At 45.8% G+C, this 25,324-nt stretch carries 23 protein-coding genes and 1 tRNA gene; 7 read left to right on the forward strand and 17 right to left on the reverse strand.

The window, feature by feature from the left end; translation table 11 throughout:
• Positions 1-339 precede the first annotated feature (339 nt).
• The 5 genes from FD975_RS08335 to FD975_RS08355 all read right to left on the reverse strand — a co-directional run bounded on the left by FD975_RS08335 (position 340) and on the right by FD975_RS08355 (position 4,663).
• Positions 340-1,563 carry a hypothetical protein gene (locus FD975_RS08335; protein ID WP_215301825.1) on the reverse strand — a complete coding sequence of 408 codons (1,224 nt, stop codon included), beginning with the start codon at positions 1,561-1,563 and terminating at the stop codon, positions 340-342.
• 13 nt (positions 1,564-1,576) lie between these two features.
• Positions 1,577-2,050 carry a DUF6790 family protein gene (locus tag FD975_RS08340; protein ID WP_215301827.1) on the reverse strand — a complete coding sequence of 158 codons (474 nt, stop codon included), beginning with the start codon at positions 2,048-2,050 and terminating at the stop codon, positions 1,577-1,579.
• 8 nt (positions 2,051-2,058) lie between these two features.
• Positions 2,059-2,589 (reverse strand): HXXEE domain-containing protein, encoded by a 531-nt coding sequence (locus FD975_RS08345; RefSeq protein WP_215301829.1) that lies wholly within the window; start codon positions 2,587-2,589, stop codon positions 2,059-2,061.
• 195 nt (positions 2,590-2,784) lie between these two features.
• Positions 2,785-3,099 carry a hypothetical protein gene (locus FD975_RS08350; RefSeq protein WP_215301830.1) on the reverse strand — a complete coding sequence of 105 codons (315 nt, stop codon included), beginning with the start codon at positions 3,097-3,099 and terminating at the stop codon, positions 2,785-2,787.
• A 61-nt stretch (positions 3,100-3,160) separates the two neighbouring features.
• Positions 3,161-4,663: a cellulase family glycosylhydrolase gene (locus FD975_RS08355; protein WP_215301832.1), complete on the reverse strand. Its 1,503-nt coding sequence runs from the start codon at positions 4,661-4,663 to the stop codon at positions 3,161-3,163.
• A 165-nt stretch (positions 4,664-4,828) separates the two neighbouring features.
• On the opposite strand from FD975_RS08355, the gene FD975_RS08360 reads away from it, so the two are divergent.
• On the forward strand, positions 4,829-5,527 hold the full coding sequence (locus FD975_RS08360; RefSeq protein ID WP_215301834.1) for a TetR/AcrR family transcriptional regulator: 699 nt from the start codon (positions 4,829-4,831) through the stop codon (positions 5,525-5,527).
• A gap of 100 nt (positions 5,528-5,627) precedes the next feature.
• Here FD975_RS08360 and FD975_RS08365 read toward each other — a convergent pair.
• The 5 genes from FD975_RS08365 to rpsU form a co-directional block, all read right to left on the reverse strand.
• Positions 5,628-5,704: transfer RNA gene (locus FD975_RS08365), tRNA-Ile, on the reverse strand.
• A gap of 13 nt (positions 5,705-5,717) precedes the next feature.
• Positions 5,718-8,261, reverse strand: coding sequence for an RNA polymerase sigma factor RpoD (gene rpoD / locus FD975_RS08370; RefSeq protein WP_215301836.1), 2,544 nt, complete (start codon positions 8,259-8,261; stop codon positions 5,718-5,720).
• A gap of 223 nt (positions 8,262-8,484) precedes the next feature.
• Positions 8,485-10,428 (reverse strand): DNA primase, encoded by a 1,944-nt coding sequence (gene dnaG / locus FD975_RS08375; protein WP_215303950.1) that lies wholly within the window; start codon positions 10,426-10,428, stop codon positions 8,485-8,487.
• Between the two features lie 55 nt (positions 10,429-10,483).
• Complete coding sequence (locus FD975_RS08380; protein WP_215301838.1) at positions 10,484-10,930, reverse strand: GatB/YqeY domain-containing protein; 447 nt, start codon at positions 10,928-10,930, stop codon at positions 10,484-10,486.
• Positions 10,931-11,049: 119 nt separating this feature from the next.
• Positions 11,050-11,262, reverse strand: a complete 213-nt coding sequence (gene rpsU, locus FD975_RS08385) for a 30S ribosomal protein S21 (protein WP_011903537.1) — start codon at positions 11,260-11,262, stop codon at positions 11,050-11,052.
• A 78-nt stretch (positions 11,263-11,340) separates the two neighbouring features.
• On the opposite strand from rpsU, the gene tsaD reads away from it, so the two are divergent.
• Complete coding sequence (tsaD, locus tag FD975_RS08390; RefSeq protein ID WP_215301840.1) at positions 11,341-12,414, forward strand: tRNA (adenosine(37)-N6)-threonylcarbamoyltransferase complex transferase subunit TsaD; 1,074 nt, start codon at positions 11,341-11,343, stop codon at positions 12,412-12,414.
• Positions 12,415-12,436: 22 nt separating this feature from the next.
• On the opposite strand, the gene folE2 is transcribed toward tsaD, so the two are convergent.
• From folE2 to xseB, 4 genes are read right to left on the reverse strand one after another with little or no spacing between them, the layout of a single operon-like run.
• Positions 12,437-13,264, reverse strand: a complete 828-nt coding sequence (gene folE2, locus FD975_RS08395; RefSeq protein WP_215301841.1) for a GTP cyclohydrolase FolE2 — start codon at positions 13,262-13,264, stop codon at positions 12,437-12,439.
• 25 nt (positions 13,265-13,289) lie between these two features.
• Positions 13,290-15,194: a 1-deoxy-D-xylulose-5-phosphate synthase gene (gene dxs, locus FD975_RS08400; protein ID WP_215301843.1), complete on the reverse strand. Its 1,905-nt coding sequence runs from the start codon at positions 15,192-15,194 to the stop codon at positions 13,290-13,292.
• A 16-nt stretch (positions 15,195-15,210) separates the two neighbouring features.
• Entirely contained in the window at positions 15,211-16,113 is a 903-nt protein-coding gene (locus FD975_RS08405; RefSeq protein WP_215301845.1) for a polyprenyl synthetase family protein, read from the reverse strand.
• Positions 16,114-16,135: 22 nt separating this feature from the next.
• Complete coding sequence (gene xseB, locus FD975_RS08410; RefSeq protein WP_215301847.1) at positions 16,136-16,369, reverse strand: exodeoxyribonuclease VII small subunit; 234 nt, start codon at positions 16,367-16,369, stop codon at positions 16,136-16,138.
• Positions 16,370-16,531: 162 nt separating this feature from the next.
• Between xseB and FD975_RS08415 the strand changes: the two genes are divergently transcribed.
• Both FD975_RS08415 and FD975_RS08420 read left to right on the forward strand, forming a co-directional pair.
• Positions 16,532-17,638, forward strand: a complete 1,107-nt coding sequence (locus FD975_RS08415) for an aromatic ring-hydroxylating dioxygenase subunit alpha (RefSeq protein ID WP_215301848.1) — start codon at positions 16,532-16,534, stop codon at positions 17,636-17,638.
• Positions 17,639-17,676: 38 nt separating this feature from the next.
• On the forward strand, positions 17,677-18,507 hold the full coding sequence (locus FD975_RS08420) for a sulfurtransferase (protein ID WP_215301849.1): 831 nt from the start codon (positions 17,677-17,679) through the stop codon (positions 18,505-18,507).
• Here FD975_RS08420 and FD975_RS08425 read toward each other — a convergent pair.
• Genes FD975_RS08425 through polA form a run of 3 tightly spaced genes read right to left on the reverse strand, consistent with a single transcriptional unit; the run spans position 18,504 to position 23,029 of the window.
• On the reverse strand, positions 18,504-19,277 hold the full coding sequence (locus FD975_RS08425) for a ZIP family metal transporter (RefSeq protein WP_215301851.1): 774 nt from the start codon (positions 19,275-19,277) through the stop codon (positions 18,504-18,506). The two genes, FD975_RS08420 and FD975_RS08425, sit on opposite strands and share 4 nt — an antisense overlap.
• Positions 19,278-19,282: 5 nt before the next feature.
• Complete coding sequence (locus tag FD975_RS08430; RefSeq protein WP_215301853.1) at positions 19,283-20,179, reverse strand: dienelactone hydrolase family protein; 897 nt, start codon at positions 20,177-20,179, stop codon at positions 19,283-19,285.
• A gap of 21 nt (positions 20,180-20,200) precedes the next feature.
• Entirely contained in the window at positions 20,201-23,029 is a 2,829-nt protein-coding gene (gene polA / locus FD975_RS08435) for a DNA polymerase I (protein WP_215301855.1), read from the reverse strand.
• Between the two features lie 81 nt (positions 23,030-23,110).
• Here polA and FD975_RS08440 point away from each other — a divergent pair, with 81 nt between their 5' ends.
• Genes FD975_RS08440 through FD975_RS08450 form a run of 3 tightly spaced genes read left to right on the forward strand, consistent with a single transcriptional unit; the run spans position 23,111 to position 25,321 of the window.
• Positions 23,111-23,518 carry a hypothetical protein gene (locus FD975_RS08440; protein WP_251371181.1) on the forward strand — a complete coding sequence of 136 codons (408 nt, stop codon included), beginning with the start codon at positions 23,111-23,113 and terminating at the stop codon, positions 23,516-23,518.
• A gap of 46 nt (positions 23,519-23,564) precedes the next feature.
• Positions 23,565-24,542: a homoserine kinase gene (locus FD975_RS08445; RefSeq protein WP_215301856.1), complete on the forward strand. Its 978-nt coding sequence runs from the start codon at positions 23,565-23,567 to the stop codon at positions 24,540-24,542.
• Positions 24,539-25,321 carry a BPSS1780 family membrane protein gene (locus tag FD975_RS08450; protein WP_215301858.1) on the forward strand — a complete coding sequence of 261 codons (783 nt, stop codon included), beginning with the start codon at positions 24,539-24,541 and terminating at the stop codon, positions 25,319-25,321. The genes FD975_RS08445 and FD975_RS08450 overlap by 4 nt, the downstream gene beginning before the upstream one ends.
• Positions 25,322-25,324 lie beyond the last annotated feature (3 nt).

A 25,324-nucleotide genomic window follows, 5' to 3' on the forward strand; every position in this document is an offset into this window, starting at 1 on the left:
TGGGGATGTTAGAGATAATTTTTTCCGCAAGACAGCTACCACCACCAGACTCCATTACGCATTTTCCAACCGCTTCGTCTGATTTACTTTCACAAATGTATTGTATGTTTGTTTGGTTGGTACACGTTTTAAAGTTTGACATGCATACCTCCATTTGTGCAAACGTATCTTTTGCTAAAAAAATTAAAAAGGCTGCCAAGCAGCTTTTTAGTAAAAGATCGAAGTTTCGCGTAAAACTTGCTAAATTGAGTTTCATCATTGAGGTTGTATGTATAGGAGTAAAGGTTATGTTCGCAAATATAGATGGGTTGAAAAAAATTGCACCTAACCCACTGACCATTACCTTAGCAATATCCCAGGAGAAGTTGGAATACTGCCAGGGATCTTATTAAGACTGAGTAATGACGAGATGATCTTAATCACCATTGGCGAATAGCCATTGCCCTCGGATGGAATGCTGTAAATATTACCATCTAGATTTTTTACGCTTGCAAAGCTTTTACTGCTTGAATCATTCTTGCGAACTACAAGCAATGCATATTGGTTCCCTTGACCAACTTTTCGAGCATAGGTTGATTCAGAGGGTGGCAAACTAACCATATATGGCTTAGGTTGATTTTGAGCAGCTACTACCTGACCAAGAAATTCAAAAACGCTATTAGTAGATCTAACAGTCAAAATCAATTCAGCCTTAGGGGATTTCTTCTTGCCAGTAACCGCATTTGATTTGCAGAAAATTTCAGGGCTAAATTCCTCTTTAACAAAGTTTGCGAACTTGTTCTCGTCAACGCAAACCTTATATTGCGTTTGGGGCTGTGTTTGTCCATACATCCCACTCCCACCATACCCGCCCATACCACCATACCCACCCATTCCTGGATAAGCAGAAAAAGGATTGGGTTGCTGATAGTTCGGCATCCCACCTAGTGGGACTGCACTATGTTTTTTTGGCTCTTCTTGCACCTGGTCTACTGTTAAGCCATAACTCAGCAAGCGATACAGTTCCGCCTGAAATGCGGGATATTCTGGAAGTAGCGGGTTATTCATGTACTTCACTGAAGTACCATCTGCCTTCTTAATTTGAATAGAGCTAACAATTAGGCTGAACATCACTTCTCTAGGCAAGTTATCAGAAATAAAGAACTTTGCCGTTTCAATGGGGATCTGGGATAAAAAACCACGCAAAAAGGTTGCGTTATCTAGCGATGATTGTGAAAAGTTAAAACTGTTGCCAAAAGATAAATTCAGGCTTGGGCTAAGCGAGGTAATTCCAGCAGCACCACCAGCCAAGCCACCTATAAAGCCATTCATTGATCCACTGATAGAAGGAGATGTTGTAACGTTCCCAGAACCATTGATGCTTGGAATATCTAAAAAGCTTAACGGCCTCTCATTTGAGGCTCGAACAATATTGATCAAAATACTGTTAAGTTGATATTGCTCCAAGATGCTGGCATAACTTGCCGACATCTCAGTAAAGTCAGGAGTGAGTGGAGTCGTACAGCCCCCAACTGTCAGAGCAGCAAGTGTGGCAGTAAAAATTCTTTTGAGAGGTAAGGTCATAAAATCTTAAAGTTTAAGTAGGTAAAAGTAGCAACACAGCTAGAGATATTGACACCCCAAAGTCCCAGATAAGAATGAGAGTGTTATTAGGGGCAAAGTTTTTATTGATTACGACTTCCTTTAGATGATTTATGCCAGAAAAAAATAGAAACGCAACTACTGAAATGGAAATGGTGACCTGGGCAGACCTGCCCCAATAAAGTGCGTAAAAGCAAGAGACGCCAAGCCCTAATGAGACAGCTGCTATTTCATACTGAAAGCCGTTTGTTACCCACCCAATAGTCTTAGCCATCTTTTTGGCAAAAAGAGAATGCATCACCGATGCAGAAATAAAAGCAAACCCGCAAAAAAATAAGAGCCAATTGATGGCTCGCTCTTCAAAAAGACTTGTATGCACCATTCCAGGTGGAATAGAGCCTGAGATAGTCAACCACCATGCCATAAAAAATAAACCTGGAAAAATAAATCCCGACGCAATATATTTCATGCGGTAACTTACCTATCGCCTGGAATCAAAGAGCGCACAGGGAAAACGTATGGGGTATGTATATCAGCCAACCAAATGATCATTTTGTATACGCCGAAATAATTCAGAATTACGCCCAAGATAATTCCAATAACCCAATCAGATCGACTAGCTAGATTTTCTGAAATCACTAAATCAAAGAAAAAATAAACAATGGGTGCAAATAGCAACCAAGAGGTAATCAGCCCAGGGTTATATAAGGTCTTGCCTTTAATATTAAAAACAATTGTGTGAGCAAATATATTCCCAACTGAAACTAATATAGTGGCGATAGCTAACCAAAGCGCCTGCTTCCAAAATAGGACTGCCAATAAATATCCCCCCCAGCCCAGAACGACATTAACCAGCATTCCGCTATTTGCATTTAAGGGGTAACGATCCGGAGTCTCACTCTTGAACATAGCTCGATTGACCATTCCAGGGAAGTAACCAGGGAATCGCCACTCCTCAACTTGATGAAGAAAGAGTGCCCCAAGACTAAGCAATAAAAGAAAAGTCATGCTATCAAATTTATATGCTTGAAGCACGAAAAATAAAAAAACTGCAAAAAAAAGTGCGAGATCGAACCAATGGTAGCGAAAAGAATTTATAACCGGATAGTCCATCATTTTCACATCAAATAGTCCAACTTAAAAATAACTAAAAAGTTTTCTCCAAATATATGAGAGAGTGAATTCCACCCTTCTCACTAAATCTCACCTTATGCTAGAAGGTAAAAATTTAGGCGGGTTTCCAGCTGCAGCATTTGCATTCACCCTTGCTTGCCACTTAAATACCGCTGGGCAATCAAGCGTTTGATAATAATTCTGAGTAATCTCAACGCACATCGGTTTTCCATGATTGACCCACCCTGGCTGACAGTCCATATAATTATTAAATGCTGCCTGGCATGCATGATAGTTTGGAACGCTTGGCGGCGGTAGCCATGGATTTTCGTTTTGCTGAACAAACTGAGACTGTGATGCACTGCTAAAGCTCAGAACTGCAATTAATGTGATGATTTTTTTCATAGCTTTCTCTCCAATGGTAGATGACTTGATGGGCCGAAATTAAGCCTTCCAAATTAACCAGCTATAAGCCTTGTACTTCAACACTGACAGTCTTGGCATCTCTTAGATTTAGCATTATCAATTTTGGGCTATTTGGAGGAGACGAGACTCTCGCGCCTTCCACAAAAACCTCATAGCCACGACTAAATCTTTCTACGGGCAAAGCGATCTCGGTTTGCAATTCATTATCTAGTGATACACCCACTGGATTGGTTGCTTGATAAGTTAATTTAAATAATTTACGTACGGGATCAAAAGACCAGTCGATAGGCGTACCAGCAATAGCTTGTGGATACGGCCATGTCAGAGCATTTACCCGATCAACCATCAGATTTGGCATCATTCGCGGTTTTTTTAAATCCCAAATCAATCCTTGTTTATAAGCATCTGGTAAAAAAGTAGTTGGGGCAGGATTTGAATAGGCCCAGTAAATAGCAGACATTTTTGCTTTATCTAAATTTGAGGATCCGGCAACAATCTCAATGGCTACAGCCTCTTCTGATAGAGGCTTCGTGCCAGTAAATGCGCCCCATTCAGTTGCAAACATCGCTAATGATGGATTCTTTGCAGAGTAATCCAAGGCATTTATCAGTACATGCTTCATAGTTAAATAAGGATGAAAAGAAAATCCAATATTTGACTGAGATGGTGGCGTAATCTGAGTTGCTGTGCCAAAGTCAAAAAATACGCTTGGCTCAAAATAAATTAATTTCTTTGAATCGACGCTTCTAATGCCGCTACTGACTTTTTGAATAAATTTAGCGTAGCTGTTTTTATCAAAAGAGGTGCACTCTTCACCTAATTCCCCAGCTTTACACAGAGTTCCAGGGTATGGTTCATTCATAATTTCATAACCGATGATTCCAGGAACACCTTGAAGTCTTTTTGTCACATAGGCCCACATAGATGTATAGCGATCCTGCAATCCAATTAAGCCGGTTGAGGTGCTACTTTTGTTTGACCAGAAACTATCCCAGACATTTGAAACGCTGGGGTCAGTTAATTCACCTTTCGGGAAAGGTAATTTATTAGGATTGCACCCATTTGGAAACTGCTTACCGTCTATAACCGTTGCCCATACGGGAGCACCCACACCATTGCACGCTTTACCATATTGATCTTGATGCATATCTAGCAAAGTATTAATTCCTTGGGCATGAAGCATTGCGATAGTTTTGGCCATATCAGCCAAATATGCATCATCGTATTTTCCAGGATAAGGCTCTATCGCTTCCCAGATTAATCCCACCCTCACAACATTCATGCCTGCTGCTTGGATTAACTTGGCATCTTCTTCGCGAAATCCAGCGCTTGATAATGTGTATGGAGAATTTTTGTTAATCATATTGACGCCACGCAAGATAACAACCCTACCATTCGCATCCACCATCCATCGACCTGCAGCGCTCAAATTTGAATCGACAACCAGGCTAGATGAATTAGATTTTGGAGTTTGCGCCATTGCCACGCAGCAAAAAATCTGACCCAATAAAATCAATAACAGAATTCTGAATTTATTAACCATGACAAGCCTTTGTTAAATAAAAGATTTATAAATCTTTTAAACACTTACTTTTTGCTGAAGAAATGAACCGACCGACTTGCTTTGTTTTTAAGAATGAACGACATTACGTTATCTGTATAGCTAATAATTATTAACAAGCGGTCGGTTTATAAGGGCTCTATTGCCATGAATATTAAGTCTGCACCCAGAAAAAGTACCGCGAAGTCAAACTCACCCGTTATCAAGACCGGTCAGAAAAGCGGTCCTAAAAAGCGTTTACTCAAGTACGCAGAAGGAAGCGCGATCAAAGGCAGGGAATCCATACTGATGGCAGCAAGAAGTTGTTTTTCAAGACAAGGCTTTGCTGGTACTTCCATAGCTGATATTCAGAAAGAATCGGGGTTTTCCAGAGGAAATCTGTATCACCACTTCAAAACTAAAGAAGAGATTGTTCAAACCATCATTACCCAAAATTTAGGTCGCTATAGCGAGCGCATTGAGACCATTCTTAAAGAATCTAATGAGCGTGATTTAAGCCTGTCGGATGTTATTCAAGAACTGGCTAGCTTTGCTGAAGAAATAACTAAAGGGCCAGGTAAAGGGATGGCTTTTCATGCATGGTCATTAGCAATGGTAGATGCCGACGTACGAAAAACAATGCTTGTGTACTTTGAAAGAATTCGTAATGCATTAGAGCAAAAGATTCTTATCCTGCAGAAAAAGGGGCAAATCACCAAAACCCAAAATGTACAAAACTTATCTGTGACACTCTTTGGATTATTGATACCGGGGTTTACTTTGCAAAGTGTATTCATGGATGAAAAATCTTTGAGTGCCTCCGAATATAGCGAATCACTGAATTTGCTATTTAAGGCCAGCTCTTAAGATATTGACGGGCCGTTATTGGCCGAAAGCAGCCCCTCAAGTGTTACTTAAAGTAACGCTCAAAAAAAAATACCAACCCGAAGGTTGGTATTTTCATTTCTGGTGGGCCCACCAGGACTTGAACCTGGGACCAAAGGATTATGAGTCCTCTGCTCTAACCAACTGAGCTATGGGCCCGTTAGTCTTTGGATCAATCTTCTTCGAGGAAGGTCTTGAGTTTGTCGCTACGGCTTGGATGACGCATTTTTCTCAAGGCCTTGGCTTCAATCTGACGAATACGCTCACGCGTCACGTCAAACTGTTTACCAACCTCTTCAAGAGTATGGTCTGTGCTCATCTCAACACCAAAGCGCATACGCAATACTTTTGCTTCACGTGGTGTTAATGAATCCAATACATCCTTAACCACATCACGCATAGAGTCGTGCAGTGCCGCTTCAGCCGGAGCTAATGTATTGCCATCCTCAATAAAGTCACCCAAATGAGAATCTTCATCGTCACCAATTGGTGTTTCCATGGAGATTGGCTCTTTAGCAATCTTCATAATCTTGCGAATCTTGTCCTCAGGAATTTCCATCTTGAGTGCCATGGTCGCCGCATCTGGCTCATGGCCAGTTTCTTGCAAGATCTGACGGCTAATACGGTTCATCTTATTGATTGTCTCAATCATATGAACTGGGATACGGATCGTACGAGCTTGGTCAGCGATCGAACGAGTAATCGCCTGACGGATCCACCAAGTTGCATAAGTAGAGAACTTATAACCACGACGGTATTCAAACTTATCTACCGCCTTCATCAAACCGATATTGCCTTCCTGAATCAAATCCAAGAACTGCAAACCACGGTTGGTGTATTTCTTAGCAATCGAGATAACCAATCGTAAGTTGGCTACAGTCATTTCACGCTTCGCTTCACGTGCACGCTTTTCGCCGGCGATCATTTGCTTGTTCACTTCTTTTAATTCTGGAAGTGGCAATACAACGCGAGTTTGAATATCAATTAACTTCTGTTGAAGCTCTTGAATCGCTGGAACGTTTCGTTGCAGCAATGCTGTGTATGGCTTGTTTTCTTTGAGTAGCTTATTAACCCACTCTAAGTTCATTGACATCTTCGGGAAGTCTTTTAATACATCACCACGATTGACGCCAACTTTATCTACCAACAAACTCACAATGCCGCGTTCGAGTTTCCAAACTTGGTCTACCTGTGAACGCATGGTGTCGCATAACTTCTCAACACTCTTGGCAGTTAAACGGAAACCAAGCAACTCACCACGAATAGCTTCTTGTGCCTTGATATAGGCTGGGCAGTTGTAACCCTCTTTATCAAAAGCACGGCGCATTTTGTCAGCTTGAGTGCGAACAATTGCAAACTTCTCTAATGAGATTTGCTTCAATTCTTCTAACTGCTTAGCGTTAGCTGTAGCCGCACCGCCACCACCGCCACCACCTTCATCATCGCCACCATCCTCATCACCTTCTTCGGCATCTGGGTCAACTTCTGGCTCTTCTGGTCCAAGCTTGATATCTTCAGCATTAGGATCAACCAATCCATCAACGAACTGATCAATCTCCATCTCACCACTAGCAATCTTGTCTACGTTTACCAAGATCTCGCCGATTGTGACTGGGCAAGCAGCCAAAGCCATCACCATGTCTTTAAGACCGGCCTCAATCTTTTTCGCGATGACGATCTCGCCTTCACGGGTCAAGAGGTCAACGGTACCCATTTCGCGCATATACATGCGCACTGGATCGGTTGTACGCCCGAACTCTGAATCAACAGTAGCTAAAGCGGCTTCCGCCTCTTCCTCTGCTTCTTCCTCAGAAGTGGTTGCTGAAGCGTTCTCATTTAAGAGCAGTGTCTCAGCATCTGGAGCCTGCTCATAAACAGTAATGTTGATATCGTTTAATAAGCTGATCAGAGTTTCCAATGCATCTGCATCGGACAATTCATCTGACATTACGTCATTCATTTCGCCATGAGTTAAATAACCCTTGGACTTACCCATCTTGATCAATGTCTTCAGGCGGGTACGACGAAGTTCTTGTTGCTCTTCAGAGCCCAACTGTTGTGCTGCAAATTCTTTTAAGAGAGCCTTCTCTTTTGCTTTGCGCTCACGCGCCTTTTGGCGATCGGTCAGTACTGGCTCAGCACCTTCGGCAGGGGCATCCGCTTTTGGCTTGCGCCCTTTTTTAACTTCCTCAGTTACTACTACCTCAACTTCAATGTCCTTGGCTTTTTTACCCTTAGCTTCTTTAACTTCTTTTGCTGGCTTCACTGCCTTTACCGCCTCAACTTTAGGGGCAGCAGCTTTACCTTTTTTTGGCGCCTCGACTTTTGCTGGAGCTTTTACAGGTGTCCTAGCAACAGGTTTTGCTGGCACCTTGCTTGGCTTAGCTGCGGCTTTTGCAGGAGCCTTTACTGGTTTCGCAGGTGCTTTGGCTACTGGCTTAACTGGAGCCTTTGCTTTCGGTGCTGGCTTGACAGCCTTAGCGGGAGCTTTCACGGGTTTAGCAGGTGCTTTTGCTACCGGCTTAGCTGGAGCCTTCGCTTTCGGTGCTGGTTTTGCTGGTGCTTTAACTGGCTTAGCTACCGCTTTGATTGGCTTTGCAGGTGCCTTTGCTTTGGCAACTGGTTTAGCCGGAGCCTTAGCTTTTGCTGCTGGCTTAGCTGCTACCTTCGCTGGCTTGGCGGCTGGTTTAGCTGGTTTTTTCTTAATGTTTGGCATTTATTAGCACTTACTCACGTTACTGATGATTGATCTCGACTGCTTAAAAACAGTCTCGCTGTCCACTTGCCCCAAATTTCTTCAAAATAAAGCGCAAGTGGCTGAATTAAATCGGTTTTTTTCTGGGAATAGAGGATTATAGTCGATTGTGACTTTTTTACCCCCAATAAGAGTAAAAATTGGGGGGTAATTTCGGGTTTTCTGAGCTTAAATCAGAAAATTCTTAGGAGAACTTCAATCTTTCGCCCAACTCGCGATATCGAGCCCGATCTTGCTCAGTAGCAGTGCTGCCAGCAATCTTTTGAGCGATTTCCGTCATTTCTGATTTGAGGTGGGTGAGCTCAAGCTTTTTGAACGCTCCTTCGAGATCCGCAACCGCTCCTTCAAGATCCAAATCTGAGCCCATTACCCGCTTTCTCAATACCTCGTAGAGCGGGGCTAACTCACTTCGGGATAATTGCTCCTGAAATAAAGCGAATGCGCCAGCACCTACTACGGGTGGCTTGCCATTCTCGCCAGGAATCAACTCAATCTGGTCGCATTGAGCCAATAAATCCTTCATAAGCTCCAATGCTTTTGCTGAACGCAATTCTGAGGCCTGCAAAGCAAGGGCCCTCTTGTTGGCATCTAAGGCTTTTCCCAAATGTGGGAACTGAATCAAGACCCGCAACATCTGCTCAGCTAAATCGGTTGGTGCTTGTGGTGGCGCAATATTTTGTATTGCAACTCGCTTAGCAGAACCCTTGGATGCTTGCCATGGAGCGCCTTGAGTTCTGTTGCCAGAATTGCCTTGGTTGAAATTGGGCGCGCGCTGATTGGTGCTGGGGTAAGAACCTTGCTGCACTGGTACAGGCGCCACCGTCAATCCACAGAAAGACTCCAACTCAGCGGCTGTTGAATTTGTTCGAATGGCTAACTCGCGCAAAATTTGTGTACGTAGCGCAATTGGAGGCATCGATAGCAACAAAGGCTTTGCAGCATGGTGGGTTTGCGCCCTACCCTCTGGTGTTGTCAACTCATGGTCTTGACTTGCAATTTTGAAGAAGAAGCTCGAAATCGACATGGCTTCTTTAATGATCTTCTCAAAGGCAGGTGCGCCATAGGCGCGGACATAACTGTCAGGATCATGCTCCGTTGGTAAAAATAAGAAACGAATCTCTTTGTCATCAGACATCAATGGCAGACATGCTTCCAATGCGCGCTGTGCAGCACGCTGACCAGCAGAGTCGCCATCAAATGAAAACACCACTTTATCTGTTTGACGTAACAACATGCGCACGTGATTGGCAGTACAGGCCGTGCCTAATGTCGCCACTGCATTAGGGAAGCCCAACTGCGCCAGCGCCACGACATCCATGTAGCCCTCGCATACAAGAACATATTCTTGAGAGCGGATGGCTTGCCTTGCTTCAAATAATCCATAGAGCGTATTACCTTTAGAGAACAAAGGCGTCTCTGGAGAATTTAAATACTTCGGTTCGCCTTGATCCAAGATTCGCCCACCAAAGCCAATGGTCTGACCTTTGGGATTGCGAATCGGGAACATGATGCGATCACGGAAGCGATCATAGCGTTTAGCTGTTTGCTTATTTTCCGTCTGCTCACTCTGAATAAGCAAGCCACCCTCAAGTAAAGTCTTTGCCACTTCATCATTTGCATAGGTACCAAAGACTGCCTCAAGCCCTTGCCAACCATCTGGCGCATAACCCAAGGCATAACGTTTAGCGATTTCACCAGTAAGGCCGCGCCCCTTAAGGTACTCCACTGCACGTGGCGCCACTTTGAGTTGCTGGCGATACCAATCAGCAGCTGCACTCATGACTTCACTTAATGCCATGGTCTGCTGTTGGCGTGCAACATCATTCGCTGTGCGCTCTTCACGCGGGACATCCAATCCTGCAGAACGCGCTAAGTCTTCAATGGCATCTACATAGCCAAGACCGGAATACTCCATGAGAAAACTAATGGCAGAGCCATGAGCTCCACAACCAAAGCAGTGATAGAACTGCTTGGTAGGCGATACTGAAAAAGAAGGAGATTTCTCAGAATGAAAGGGGCACAAACCTTGATAGTTTGCGCCCGCTTTTTTTAACTTCACGTGCTGCCCAACCACATCCACGATGTCGACCCGATTCAATAAATCGGCAATGAAGGATTGGGGTATCAGAGCCATCAGTAGTGGGTGAGGCTTTTAAAGTATTTAGTCTTAACTTATCTTCAACTTACTTAGCCAGCGCAGCTTTAACTAAACCAGAAACTTTACCCATATCGGCTTTACCTGCCAATTGGCCTTTGAGAGCGCCAATCACTTTGCCCATATCTTGTGGGCCAGCAGCGCCTGTCGAAGCAACCGCAGCAGCTACCGCTGCCTCTACTTCCGCATCAGATAATTGTGCTGGCAAGTAGTCTTGGAGAATAGTCATCTCTGCCGCCTCAATAGCGACTAAATCATCACGATTGGCTTTTTCAAATTGAGAGATCGAGTCCTTGCGCTGCTTAATCATTTTCTCAACAGTAGCAATCACGCTCGCGTCATCCATCACAATGCGATCATCTACTTCACGCTGTTTGATGGCCGCCAATAAAAGACGAATAGTTCCAAGGCGCGCCACTTCTTTTGCACGCATAGCGTTTTTCATATCTTCGGTGATTTGATCTTTCAGACTCATGGCATTTTTCCCGGTATTGAATATCTAATAAATTGCTGCTGATTCAAAAGCAAAAACCCGCTGCGTTTCACCGTCAGCGGGTTTCAAAGCCTCTCGGTGAGGAGAGCTTTTAAATTCGATTAGTAAAGCTTCTTTGGCAACATCTGGCTGCGAATACGCTTGTAATGGCGTTTAGCAGCAGCGGCCTTTTTACGCTTACGTTCAGCCGTTGGCTTCTCGTAGAACTCGCGGGCACGCAAGTCTGTCAAAAGACCATTTTTTTCAATGGTGCGCTTGAAACGGCGCAATGCCACTTCAAAAGGTTCGTTCTCACGGAGGCGGACTGTAGTCATACTTGTTTAACTCGTATATGCTCGAAAAATATCGAAAAAATTAACTGAAACGCGATTCTAGCACGACCAAGCAAAAAAATGATTGTTTTAGGCATAGAAACTTCTTGCGATGAGACCGGGGTAGCCATATACGACACCGCCCCCTGGGAAAATCATGCTCCAGCCCATCAGGGCATCCTAGGGCAGGCTTTGCACTCCCAAATTGCCATGCACCGTGACTATGGGGGCGTTGTCCCAGAATTGGCCTCCAGGGACCATATCAGGCGGGTTTTACCCCTTTTAGACGATGCTTTGCATGAATCTGGCCTCAAATTAAAGGATATCGATGCAGTAGCCTATACCCAAGGTCCAGGCTTGGCTGGAGCTCTACTCGTAGGCAGCGCTTTTGCCAAATCCTTAGCCCAAGGCCTTAATTTGCCATCGATTGGGGTGCATCACTTAGAAGGGCACCTACTTTCCCCACTTTTAGGGGTTTCTGTACCGGAATTTCCTTTTATTGCCCTCCTAGTCTCTGGCGGACATACCCAGCTAATGCTGGTGAGTGGGGTTGGTAAGTACAAACTTCTGGGTGAAACCTTGGATGATGCAGCCGGCGAAGCCTTTGATAAAACTGCCAAATTACTCGACTTAGATTACCCAGGCGGAGCAGCCATCTCGAAGTTAGCAGAAAAAGGGCAATCCGGAAGATTTGAGCTACCCAAACCTATGCTGCACTCGGGAGATCTGGATTTTTCCTTCTCGGGACTCAAAACAGCGGTTTTGAACCAGGTGAAAAAATTTGAAGCATTGGGCATCACCGATCCAGACGAGATTGGGCTATTTCATGCGGATCTTGCACGAAGCTTTGTCGATTCTTTGGTGGCGGTGCTGGTCAGTAAATCCGAGAAAGCACTCAAGCAAACTGGCTGCAAGCATTTGGTGCTGGCCGGTGGAGTGGGTGCCAATTTGCAGTTGCGCGCAGCGCTCAATGCTAGCGCCAATAAGAATCGATTTGAAGTGCACTACCCACCAGTTGATCTCTGTACTGATAACGGCGTGATGATTGCATTTGCTGGAGCACTCCGCATGTTGGCAGAAAATAATGGTTCAACTACTTCGGGCGCATTTGATATCAAACCCCGCTGGGATTTGGCGAGCAATAATCTCGCTTAAGTAAATCTCGTTTTAGCGCTGCTTACTTAGTCAGGCTAATTTTGGCGTAAGCGCTGTGATTGTGAATCGACTCAAAATTCTCAGCCTCAACCACTAAAGACAAAATACGCTCGTCATCCTTAAGTTGGCCAGCCACATCACGCACCAAGTCTTCTACAAACTTCGGATTGTCATAAGCGCGCTCAGTAACCCACTTCTCGTCAGGGCGCTTGAGCAAGCCCCACAACTCGCTAGAGGCTTGACTCTCAGCGGCTGCAACCAAATCTTCTACCGTCATCTTGGTCTGCGGATCAAGCTCTACAGACATGGTTACGTGTGAGCGCTGATTGTGTGCGCCATATTCAGAAATCTCTTTTGAGCAAGGGCACAAACTCATCACTGGAACTAAGGCGCGAAGGTTTAACTCAACGTCAATTGCACCAGGCGCATGCTGCTTTGCCTTAGCAGTCCAAGTCACTTCGTAATCCATCAAGCTTTCTACACCAGATACGGGCGCAGCTTTTTTAACGAAGTGTGTATAAGTAAACTGAATACGACCTTCTGTTGCATTCAGCAGGGGCAACATCTCACGCACCATAGCTACGACAGATGCGCTATCAATTGGTTCATTGTGTTTTTGTAAGAGCGCAATGAAGCGGGACATGTGGGTGCCCTTCACATGCGCAGGCAAAGCCACATCCATCTCAAAATTACCGACAGCTGGCATCACACCTGTCTGAGTACGAATGCTTAATGGATGACGTAATCCCCGAATACCCACCTGCTCAATTGGTAAAGCACGCTCATCATGCGAGGACTGAATATCCGGCATGGTTTGCTGTTTGAGAAAGGCGGTGTTGATGTCGTTCATGGCTCTATTTTCAGGCAAAAATGACTTATTTGCCTGCAGCAACTGGATTTGCAATGGTTTTAACTGGAAAACGCAAGGATATAGCCTTTGCAATCCCCTCGGAGTCCAGGCCACATTTACTCATCAGGAGTTTGTAATCGCCATGTTCCACGAATTCATCTGGAAGACCTAGTTGCAATAGGGGCTTGTTAATACCCATTGCAGAAAGAGCCTCTAAACATGCACTGCCAGCACCACCCTGAATCACGCCATCCTCAATCGTCACAAAGTAATCATGGTCTTGAGCCAAAGATTTGAGAAGCTCAAGGTCTAATGGTTTTACAAAACGCATATTGGCAACCGAGGCGTCGATTTTCTCAGCCACTTCGAGCGCTGGATAAAGCAAAGTACCAAAAGCCAAAATCGCAATGCGCTGACCAGCAGGTGCACTAGACTTACGGCGTAACTCACCTTTGCCTAATGGCACGGTACGTAATTCTTTTGAAGGAATCCTTCCTACACCAGCACCACGTGGGTAGCGCACTGCGCTTGGGTGCGGCTGATGAAATGCGGTAGTCAATAAATCACGACACTCCGCTTCATCTGCTGGCGTCAATACCAACATATTCGGAATACAGCGCAAGAATGGAATGTCATACGCACCAGCATGCGTTGCGCCATCTGCACCAACTAAACCTGCACGATCTAATGCAAACAATACTGGCAGATCCTGAATAGCCACATCATGAATGAGTTGGTCGTATGCACGCTGTAAGAATGTTGAATAGATTGCAACAACTGGCTTCATACCTTCGCATGCCATACCAGCAGCAAAAGTCACTGCATGTTGTTCAGCTATACCAACATCGTAATAACGCTTCGGAAAATTCTGTTCAAACTCAACGAGACCGGAGCCTTCACGCATTGCTGGTGTGATGCCAATCAACAGTGGATCAGCATGCGCCATATCGCAGAGCCATTCACCAAAGACTTGAGTAAAGGTTTTTTGCGACGGGGAAGTGGCCTTCTTAACACCCTCTTCTGGATTGAATTTACTAGGCCCGTGGTACAGAACTGGGTCTGCTTCAGCTAACTCATAGCCCTGACCCTTGCGCGTCACGACATGCAAGAACTGCGGGCCACGACCCTCGAGCGCCAAACGGCGTACGTTTTGCAGCATCGGAATAAGCGCATCTAAGTCGTGACCATCAATTGGCCCAAAGTAGTTAAAGCCAAATTCTTGAAAAATGGTTGATGGCGAGACCATGCCCTTGGCATGATCTTCTAAGCGTTTAGCAAACTCACGCAAAGGAGGGGCAATCGATAAAACACTATCAATACCCTTCTTAGTAGCTGAGTAAATATTGCCACTCAGCAATCTGGCGAGGTGTCGATTGAGCGCGCCCACTGCTGGCGAGATCGACATATCGTTGTCATTCAGAATCACCACCAATGGCAAGTCGTCATACACACCCGCATTGTTCATAGCCTCAAATGCCATACCGCCTGTCATGGCACTGTCGCCAATCACCGCAACAGCGACTTGTTTCTCACCCTTTGTTTGGAAGGCACGCGCCATACCCATCGCTGCAGAAATGCTCGTTGAAGAGTGACCGGTACCAAAGGCATCGTATTCACTTTCAGCGCGACGTGGAAAACCAGATAAGCCATCAAACTGACGCAAGGTATTCATGCGCTCGCGACGACCAGTCAAGATTTTGTGTGGATAACTTTGATGACCTACATCCCACACCACGCGATCGGCGGGCGTATCAAACACATAGTGCAGCGCGATTGATAACTCGACTGTTCCCAAATTAGAGGAAAGGTGTCCCCCTGTTTTTGAAACAGAGTCCAAAACAAACTGACGCAACTCATCTGCGAGTGCAGGAAGCTGCTCACGGGGAAGTTTTTTTAAATCTGCAGGGGAGTGAATGGAATTTAAAGTCATCAAATCTTCAGTAATCTTATTTGCCTCTATTAACCACTAATAGAGCCAAATCTTTTAGGGCTTGGGCTTTAGGGCCAAAACTCTCTAAGCTAGCAATTGCAGTTTCTTGCAAATCTTTAGCTGCTTTCTTGGCATAGTCTAAACCCATCAAGGTCACATAGGTTGGCTTGTCATTAGCGGCGTCTTTCCCAGCGGTTTTACCCAAGGTTTGACTATCTGCAGTGGCATCGAGCACATCATCCACGATTTGAAAGGCTAAACCTAAAGCTTGGGCGTAATTTTGCAGATGCTGCATTTGGGCTGAATTAAGTTTGGCAGCAATACCACCCATCTGCACCGAACAACAAAGTAGAGCTCCTGTTTTCATCGCATGCATTTGCTTTAAGCCGGCAAGGTCTAATTTCTTTCCCACACTGTCCAGGTCGATTGCTTGCCCGCCTGCCATACCGCGCGAACCAGATGCGCTTGCTAATGCGCCAATCATGGCTAAGCGAATGTCGGCATCGCACGGTGCGTTTGCTAACACTTCAAATGCGCGAGTCTGCAATGCATCGCCAACTAACAAAGCAGTCGCCTCATCATAGGCCTTATGTACTGTAGGTCGACCGCGACGCAAATCATCATCGTCCATACAAGGCAAGTCGTCGTGCACCAAGGAATAAGCATGAATGCATTCAATTGCTACTGCGGCAGCATCTAAGGCAACTTGCTTTACTTCGTTGGGTTCATCACCCAACTCACCAGCGGCATAAACTAATAAAGGACGAATACGTTTGCCGCCACCTTGAGCAGCATATCGCATAGCTTCATGCAAACGTGCAGGGTTTGTATTGGCGGCATCAAGCAAGTTCTCTAAAGCCGATTCAGTTCGTTGCCCGTGAGCACGAATCCAATCCTCGAATGAAAGCGTATTGTTCATGAAGGCTTAATTTGCGCGTGACTTAGGCTTCAAATACTCGAACTTGCTGCTCAACTTGAGCGAGCATGGCCTGGCAGTGTTTTAGGAGTGCCGCACCACGTTGATAGGCCACAAGCGTCTCCTCCAGAGAGAATTTGCCAGATTCCATGTCAGAAATGAGCTTTTCCAGCTCCTTGACAGCCTGCTCGTAACGCAAGTTTGGGTCGATTTGAACCTCAAGACCGGGTTTCTGACCCTCAGATTTCTTTGCTGGCATTGGCTTATTTCCTTCAAATTTCTTGCAGATATAGTCCTACATATTAAAGCGAGACAGGGGTCAGATGGGTATAATCCCCTCCTTCCTTTCCAATATCGATCCGTCGATGGTTGGATTGGTTATTCCGCTTAGCTTCGGCTGACGTTTTCGGGGGTGGGGAGAATGACTAATCTGGCTACCGCGCAGCAGCTTGCGCCGTCCAATTTACAACTGCCGGTTTCGGCTTATTTTGACGTTGAGCTCTATCAACGTGAAATTGAACTGCTTTTTAAGCAGGGGCCAGGCTATGTTGGTCACGAACTCATGGTTCCTGAAGTTGGTTCCTACCAAACCTTGACCTCAGAAAATGAAGGTCGACTCTTGGTTCGCAATCAAGATGGCATTGAACTCCTATCTAATGTCTGCCGTCACCGCCAAGCACTCATGCTTAATGGCAAAGGCAAAGCGGACAATATTGTTTGCCCCCTGCATCGCTGGACCTACGATTTAAATGGTCAACTCATGGGTGCGCCCCATTTTGAAGATAAGCCTTGTCTTAATCTAGGCAAATCCCCCCTGCAAAATTGGCAAGGGCTCTTATTTGAAGGTCCACGCGATGTTCGTGCCGATCTTGCCAAACTCGGTGTTGCCGATGATCTCAAGTTTGAGGGTTACGTTCTGGATCATGTTGAAGTCCATGAATGTAATTACAACTGGAAGACTTTTATTGAGGTCTACCTCGAGGACTATCACGTTGTTCCATTTCACCCAGGCTTGGGTAAGTTTGTTTCTTGCGAAGATCTGCGTTGGGAATTTGGTGACTGGCACAGCGTACAAACTGTTGGTATTCACAAGAGCCTTGAGAAACCTGGATCACCGGTTTATCAAAAGTGGCATGAAGCAGTTCTACGCCACCACGAGGGCAAAACACCCCGCCATGGCGCTATCTGGCTGACCTACTATCCGAATGTGATGGTCGAGTGGTACCCAGGCGTTCTCTGCGTTTCCACCTTGCACCCTATGGGTCCAAATAAAACTCGGAACGTGGTTGAGTTCTATTACCCAGAAGAGATCGCCCTCTTTGAGCGTGAGTTTGTGGAGGCAGAGCGTGCAGCCTACATGGAAACCTGCATTGAAGATGATGAAATTGCAGAACGTATGGATGCCGGTCGGGCCGCCCTGCTAGCTCGCGGTCAAAATGAAGTGGGTCCATACCAAAGTCCCATGGAAGATGGCATGCAACATTTTCATGAATGGTACCGTCGCGCCATGAGTTACGAAGGCGCATAATTCAGTAACACCCATCCCGCTCTCAATAGGAAGCCATCATGACGCCTCTCATTACTGCAAATCAGTTGGAAGAAATCATTAACAGCGGTGAAAATGTATTGCTCTGTGATTGCCGCTTTGATTTAGTGGATCCCTTAGCAGGCCGCAAATCCTATCTTGAGGGTCATATTCCTGGCGCTCTCTATGTCGATCTAGACCACGATCTATCCGGTGAAAAAACGGGCAAGAATGGTCGTCATCCGCTACCTAGCCCTGAGGCTTGGGCGCAAACTAAATCACGCTTAGGTATTGACTCAAACACTTTAGTAGTTGCATATGATAATCAAGGCTCTGTATATGCCAGTCGCTTATGGTGGATGCTCAAAGCCACTGGCCATGCCAACGTGCAAGTATTAGATGGTGGCCTAGATGCTTGGAATGGCCCGATTGGCACAATGCCTCGCGAAGCAAAACCAACATCAACGCCAGTACCTGCAATGCCTTATGTTGGCCTAGTAACGGTAGAGGAAGTTGTTCACAATCTCAAAGCCAAAAATAATATAGTTGTGGATGCTCGCGCAAATGATCGCTTCCATGGTCAAAATGAAACCTTAGATCCTGTTGGCGGACACATCCCCAATGCAATTAATTATTGCTTCAGAGAAAATCTTTCCAAAAAAAGCTTCAAGGCACCAGAACAACTATTCAAAGACTTTCATGATCTCTTAGGCTCAACTAAAGCATCTGAAGTCATTCATCAATGCGGCTCTGGAGTAACCGCCTGTCATAACCTGTTGGCTATGGAAGTCGCCGGCCTCAAAGGCTCACGTCTGTATGCAGGTAGTTGGAGTGAATGGTGCGCCAACCCGAGCAGGCCAGTCGCACTCTAATGTAGTAACGAGAGCAAGATTACAAAGCCAACGCCGCAAGCAATCAAAATCGTTTGACGTAAAGACTCCGCCCAGTGTGGGCGGCGATGCATTTGTGGAATGAGATCACTCACCGCAATGTAGATAAAACTACTTGCGGCAATCACGAGCAAGTAAGGCATTGCCGCATTTACTCTTTCCAAAAAGAAATAAGCCAATACCCCACCCACTACTGCAGATAAACCACAAATCAGGTTGTATATGAGTGCGCGCGTGCGTGTGAATCCTGCATTGAGCAATACAATGAAATCCCCAATTTCCTGCGGGATCTCGTGGGCAATAATGGCAATCGCAGTAAAGATGCCGACTTGGTAATCGGCCATAAATGCAGCAGCAATCAAAACACCATCAACAAAATTATGCAATCCATCGCCCACCAAAATCATCCAACCGCTGCGACCCGCTACTTCTGCATCATGTCCATGGTGGTGGCCATGACCATCTCCTTCGTGATGATGGCTATGACGCAGTAAAGCGATTTTCTCAAGCAAGAAAAAGCTCAAGAGACCTGCAAGCAAAGTAGCAAATAGCAACTTAGCATCCACGCCCGGCATCGTGAATGCCTCGGGTAATGAATGCAGCAAGGCAGTAGCCAGCAAAATACCTACCGACACACTGACCATGCTGTGAACCATCTTTGACAGAAAAGACAAAGAAAAACTTGCCGCAACAAGAACGCTAGCGACTCCCGCTAGCGCTGTTACCAGCACAATGCTTTGCAGTACTGACATGAAAATTAAGCAACCCCGTTTTGTTTAAACCAGGCAATACATTTTTCCCAGCCATCCTTCGCTGGACCTTCGCGATATAAAGCGCGATAGTCCGCATGGAAGCCATGAGGTGCATCTGGATACACTTCAAAACGGGAGGCTTTAGCAGCTGGATTTTTCGGGGCTGCTGCTGCAAGCGCTTGACGCATCTGCTCAACAGTTTCGAGTGAGATGCCCGCATCTGCTCCACCGTACAAACCTAGGACCGGAGCTTTCAGGTCAACAGCAATATCAACTGGGTGGCGAGGATTGCCTTCAGTTTTTTCACCAACTAAGCGACCATACCAAGCTACACCAGCTTTGACCTGAGGCAACGTAGCTGAGAGCCAAGTAATACGACCACCCCAGCAAAAACCTGTGACGCCAACTTTTTTCACATCACCACCGTTTTTGCCAGCCCATTGAATGGCTGCCTGCAAATCATTTAAGACTTGAGAATCTGGAGTCTTGGCAACAATATTGCTCATGATCTCGGCAGTAGTTCCATAGGTATTAGGATCGCCTGCTCGGATAAAGAATTCTGGGGCAATCGCCATATAGCCTAATTTAGCAAAACGTCTAGTAACGTCAGCGATGTATTCGTGTACACCAAAGATTTCGCTAGCGACGATCACAATCGGCAAATTACCTTTGGCTTTTTCTGGACGAGAGACATAAGCTGGCATCTGAAAGCTGCCGACTGGAATCATTTGCTCACCCGCTTTAATGCCCTTGAAATCCGTTTCGATTGCTTGTGCCATCACAGGCTCTGAGGCGGCTACAAAACCAATTCCCATCGTGGTTGCTGTAATAGCAGAGACTTTCATGAAACCTCTTCTGTCGCTAGCAATTACTTTTGAATCTGAATCTTTTTTAGTAGTCATTTTTTGTCTCCTTACCTGTAATTAATGTGCTTCTTCCCAATTATCGCCAATCCCAATGCCCACCACCAAAGGAACCTTCAGTTCAGCAACCTTACACATCAAATCAGGTAGCTTTGCCTGCAAGAGCTCCAGCTCATCTAAGGGTACGTCAAATACCAATTCATCGTGCACCTGAAGCAACATACGGGTCTTGAGACCCTCTTTTTCTAGCCAATTCTCAACCGCCACCATGGCCAATTTAATCAGATCAGCTGCAGTACCTTGCATGGGGGCATTAATTGCAGCCCGCTCCGCACCCTGACGACGAGGGCCATTCGAACCCTTAATCTCCGGCAGCCATAGGCGTCTGCCAAAGACTGTCTCGACATAGCCATTCTCTCTAGCCTCTAAACGAGTGCGCTCCATATATTGGGCCACACCTGGATAGCGATCAAAGTATTTGGCAATGTAATTCTGAGCTGCCGAGCGTTCAATGCCCAGGTTCCCAGCCAGACCAAAAGCACTCATACCGTAGATCAAACCAAAATTAATGACCTTGGCATAGCGACGCTGCTCTGAATTAACACTCTCAAGCGGCACACCAAAAATCTCAGCGGCGGTAGCTTGGTGCACATCTTTACCAGCAGCAAATGCAGCTAACAGATTTTCATCTTCAGCAATATGCGCCATGATGCGCAATTCAATTTGAGAATAGTCAGCAGAAAGAAGTTTGCAACCTTCAGCTGGAATAAACGCCTCTCGGATGCGTCGACCCTCTTCTGTACGAACAGGAATATTTTGCAAGTTTGGATCGCTTGAAGCCAAGCGTCCTGTCACTGCAGTCGCCTGAGAAAAACTCGTGTGCACGCGACCGGTTTTAGGATCAGCCATGCGTGGCAGTTTCTCAATATAAGTTGACATCAATTTAGCAAGACTGCGGTAATCCAAAATACGCGCAGGCAAAGGATAGTCTTCAGCCAACTTCTGTAAAACTTCTTCATCAGTCGATGGCGCACCCGATGGTGTTTTCTTAATTACCGGAAGCTCTAGCTGACCAAATAAAATTTCTGCGATCTGCTTAGGGGATTGAATGTTGAATGGCTGTCCAGCCAGCTTATGAATCTCTCCCTCCAAGGCAAGCAAACGCTTGCCGACCTCTTGGCCTTGCTGAGATAGCAGCGCCGAATCAATCCGAATACCATTGCGTTCCATGATGCCAAGCACACGCATGGCTGGCATCTCAATGTTTTCATAAACATAAAGAAGGCCTGGGCTTGCCTGGATTTGAGGCCACAGTGCGTGGTGTAAACGCAAAGTAATGTCCGCATCTTCTGCCGCATAGTCTGTAGCGATCTTCAGATCCACTTGATCAAAACCAATCTGATGCACGCCTTTACCGCATACCTCTTCATACTTAATGGTCTTCATGCCGAGGTGTCGCTCGGCTAAGTTATCCATGTTGTGCGGCATGTGCGATTCCAGCACATAAGACTCCAGCATGGTGTCAAATGCAATGCCCTGCAAAGTAATGTTGTAGTTTGCAAATATATGGCTGTCGTACTTGAGGTTTTGACCTACCTTCAAATGCAAAGCGCTTTCCAACCAAGGCTTCAGGCGGGCTAAGACTAATTCACGACTGAGTTGAGCCTCCCCATTACGGTGCGCCACTGGGATATAGCAGGCCTCTCCAGGAGTGACGCAAAGCGAGATACCGACAATCTCAGCAGCTAGCGCATCCAAGCTAGTAGTTTCTGTGTCGACAGCTGTTAGTTCTGCACCTTCAATTTTTTTAATCCAGCGGTCTAGTGCAACCTCATCCACCACACACTCATAATGTTTGGCAATAGCGCCTTGCAGATCCATTGTTTCTTGCGATAAGGCAGTTGTTGCCTCTGTAGCAGTAGGGCCAAACTTCTTGGTGTCAGCTTTTACATCTTCTTCCGAAGAATTTTTGATGGGGCTGCCAGCTAAATCAAAACTGCCACTAGCTTCAGGGACTGCCCCACCCAACTGCTTCTCCACATCACGTAACCACGTCTTAAATGCGTAGCGTTCAAATAACTCTCGCAAAAGCGGTGCATCCTCTGGTTTTGCGTGCAAGTCATCCAAGCCTGGAAGATGGGAGGATAAGTCGCAATCCGTTTTCACGGTAATCAGCTGTCGCGCTTGTGGAAGCCACTCCAAACTATTGCGCAAGTTCTCGCCTACAACACCCTTCACTTGATCGGCATTTGCCATCAAGTTATCCAGGTCACCAAACTCAGCTAACCATTTGTTGGCTGTTTTAGGGCCCGCCTTCGGAACACCGGGTACGTTGTCGACGGTATCCCCAATGATCGACAGGTAATCTACGATGCGCTCTGGAGGTACGCCGAATTTTTCGATAACACCATCGATATCCAACTTCTCATTGGTCATCGTATTAATCAAGGTAACCGAGGAATTCACTAACTGAGCCAAATCTTTGTCGCCGGTAGAAATAATGGTTTCCCAGCCAGCTTGAGTGGCTTGGCAAGCCAAGGTACCAATCACATCATCAGCTTCAACCCCAGAAACCATCAGTACTGGCCAGCCTAAGGCCTTGACCATCGCATGGATCGGCTCAATTTGTTTGACTAAATCTTCAGGCATGGGGGAGCGGTGCGCCTTGTACTCAGAGTACATTTCATCCCGGAAAGTCTTACCTTTGGCGTCAAAAACACAGGCAATATGGTCAGCCTTGAGTTCCGAGCGCGCTCGGCGCATCATATTGACCATCCCATAGATTGCCCCTGTTGGGTCACCCGCCCCATTTCTGAGGTCTGGCATGGCATGAAAGGCGCGATAGAGGTAGCTAGAACCGTCTACCAACAAGAGTCTATGTTTAGTCATACCGCAATCGTACAATCTAGTTGCTAACTGCCTACAGATCAGGTTCAAATCCTCCTGAAAAGAGGCCAATAAAGGTGAAAAATGATGCAAGCTCTAACTAACTTACTCCACTCTTCTGTGAGCCAACCCCTTGTTCTAACAAGCTTTTTAGTGGCTTTTGCCTCTTTCGGCTTAAATTCAGCGCATGCTCAAAATAATTCTCAGGCACTGAGCCCATCCGAACTACAGCGCATTAACAATCAGCCATTAGCTCCTGCCGTCAGCGCATCTCAAGCAACCAATGCACCAGAAGGCCGTAAACCGAGCTTTCAGCATAAAGAGGCTACCGGTACTGAAATTACTGAATATAAAGATACAAACGCACCTACTCAGGTTGATGTAAAGACACGCTATACCAACTATGAAATGGCACCCCCAGCGACCGTAATGCCAGGCGTCCCAAAAGAAACTGATCTCATTAGCGTTCCTAGTATCAGCATTCCTTTTTAATCGCTGACACTCTGCATCCCACCATTCGCATCTTTCACTTTTAGTCATGGCCGTCTTCACACCTGTTGAACTGAGTGATATCTCTGATTGGATTACAGCTGATTTTGATATTGGACAAGCGGTTGATATTCGCGGCATTCATGGTGGCATCGAGAACTCCAATTTCTTTCTCGACACTGAAAAGAACGGCAAGAAACAGGAATACGTTCTCACTATTTTTGAAAGACTATCAGCAGCCCAGTTGCCGTATTACTTAGAGTTGATGCGTCACTTGGCAAACAAAGGCATTCCCGTGCCCAAGCCACTCGAGAATAAACAAGGACAGATTCTATTTACCCTTAAAGATAAGCCTGCAGCGATTGTGAGTAAGCTTCCGGGGATCTCTAGACTCGCTCCTGAAGCAAGGCATTGCGCTCTGGTTGGTGAAAATTTAGCCAAGATGCATTTAGCTGGTAGTGACTTCAAGCACAGCCAAGAAAATCTTCGCAGCCTGTCTTGGTGGAAAAAAACTGTTCCTCTGGTACTCACCCACTTGAGCGATTCTCAAAAAGAATTACTCACAACCGAACTCGCTACTCAAGAAAAATTCTTTGCCTCAGAGGCATATACTTCGCTCCCGCAGGGGGCAAGCCACTGCGATCTGTTTAGAGATAACGTACTATTCGACCCCCAAGGTGCTGGCGATAGCTCTCAAGATCAGCTAGGTGGTTTCTTCGACTTTTATTTCGCCGGAACAGATAAGTGGTTATTTGATTTAGCGGTTACAGTAAACGATTGGTGCCTTGCCGAAAATAAACAGGATTTAGATCCTGCTCGCTTCATGGCGCTAATGGATGCTTATCAATCTGTTCGACCACTTACCGACAGCGAGAAAGCAAGTTGGCCACTAATGGTGCGTGCTGCAGCTCTGCGGTTTTGGATTTCTCGCTTGTGGGATTTTTACTTGCCGCGTGATGCTCAAATGCTCACCCCACATGACCCTCGTCATTTTGAAAATATTCTCTTAAGTCGCAAAGCAATATGAAACTAAATTCTGTCTCTCCAAAAGAAGGCTATACCTGGATCCGTCAAGGTATTTGGCTTTTTAAACAAAATCCATTAGGCTTTTTAACTTTGATTTTTCTGTATGTGTTTGTAGCGCAATTAGCTGTTCTCGTGCCAGTGATTGGTGTTTTTGCCGTTTTATTACTCACACCTACTTTATCTGTTGGCTTTATGACCGCCTGTCGCTTAGCCATTCAAAAAGAACGTATTCGTCCAACAGTCTATGTGACTGCCCTGCAATCCACCCCCTTAATTCGAAAACGCATTCTTCAGTTAGGTTTGGTGTACGCAGCGCTCATTCTGATGTTGAGCTTTATCTTGGGGATGCTGGTGGATTTTGACGTACTGATCCCGCTCATGACAAATGAAAAACCGATTACACCCGAAGCCCTCAACCAGATTTATTTGATTCTCTTTTTTGGCAGCCTACTCTATGTACCAGTTGCAATGCTCATGTGGTTCTCCCCCGTGCTCGTTGCTTGGGCTGACATGCCAGTAGCTCAGGCGCTCTTTTCTAGTGCCATTGCATGCTGGACAAATCGCGGTGCATTCTTTTTATATATCGCAATTTGGGGTGCGATCTTGGTTGCCATTCCATTAAGCATTGGCTCCATTCTGGATGCGCTGGATTTTGGTCAAGCCGCATCATTCATCATCGCCCCCATTTCCATGGCGGGACTTACTGTGATGCATTGCTCTTTCTTTGCAACCTGGAAAGCATGCTTTGCTGAAAAAGAATCGGCAAGCTTGATTGCGTAATAG

The organism is Polynucleobacter sp. AP-Jannik-300A-C4, assembly GCF_018688335.1.
Classification (GTDB): Bacteria; Pseudomonadota; Gammaproteobacteria; order Burkholderiales; family Burkholderiaceae; genus Polynucleobacter.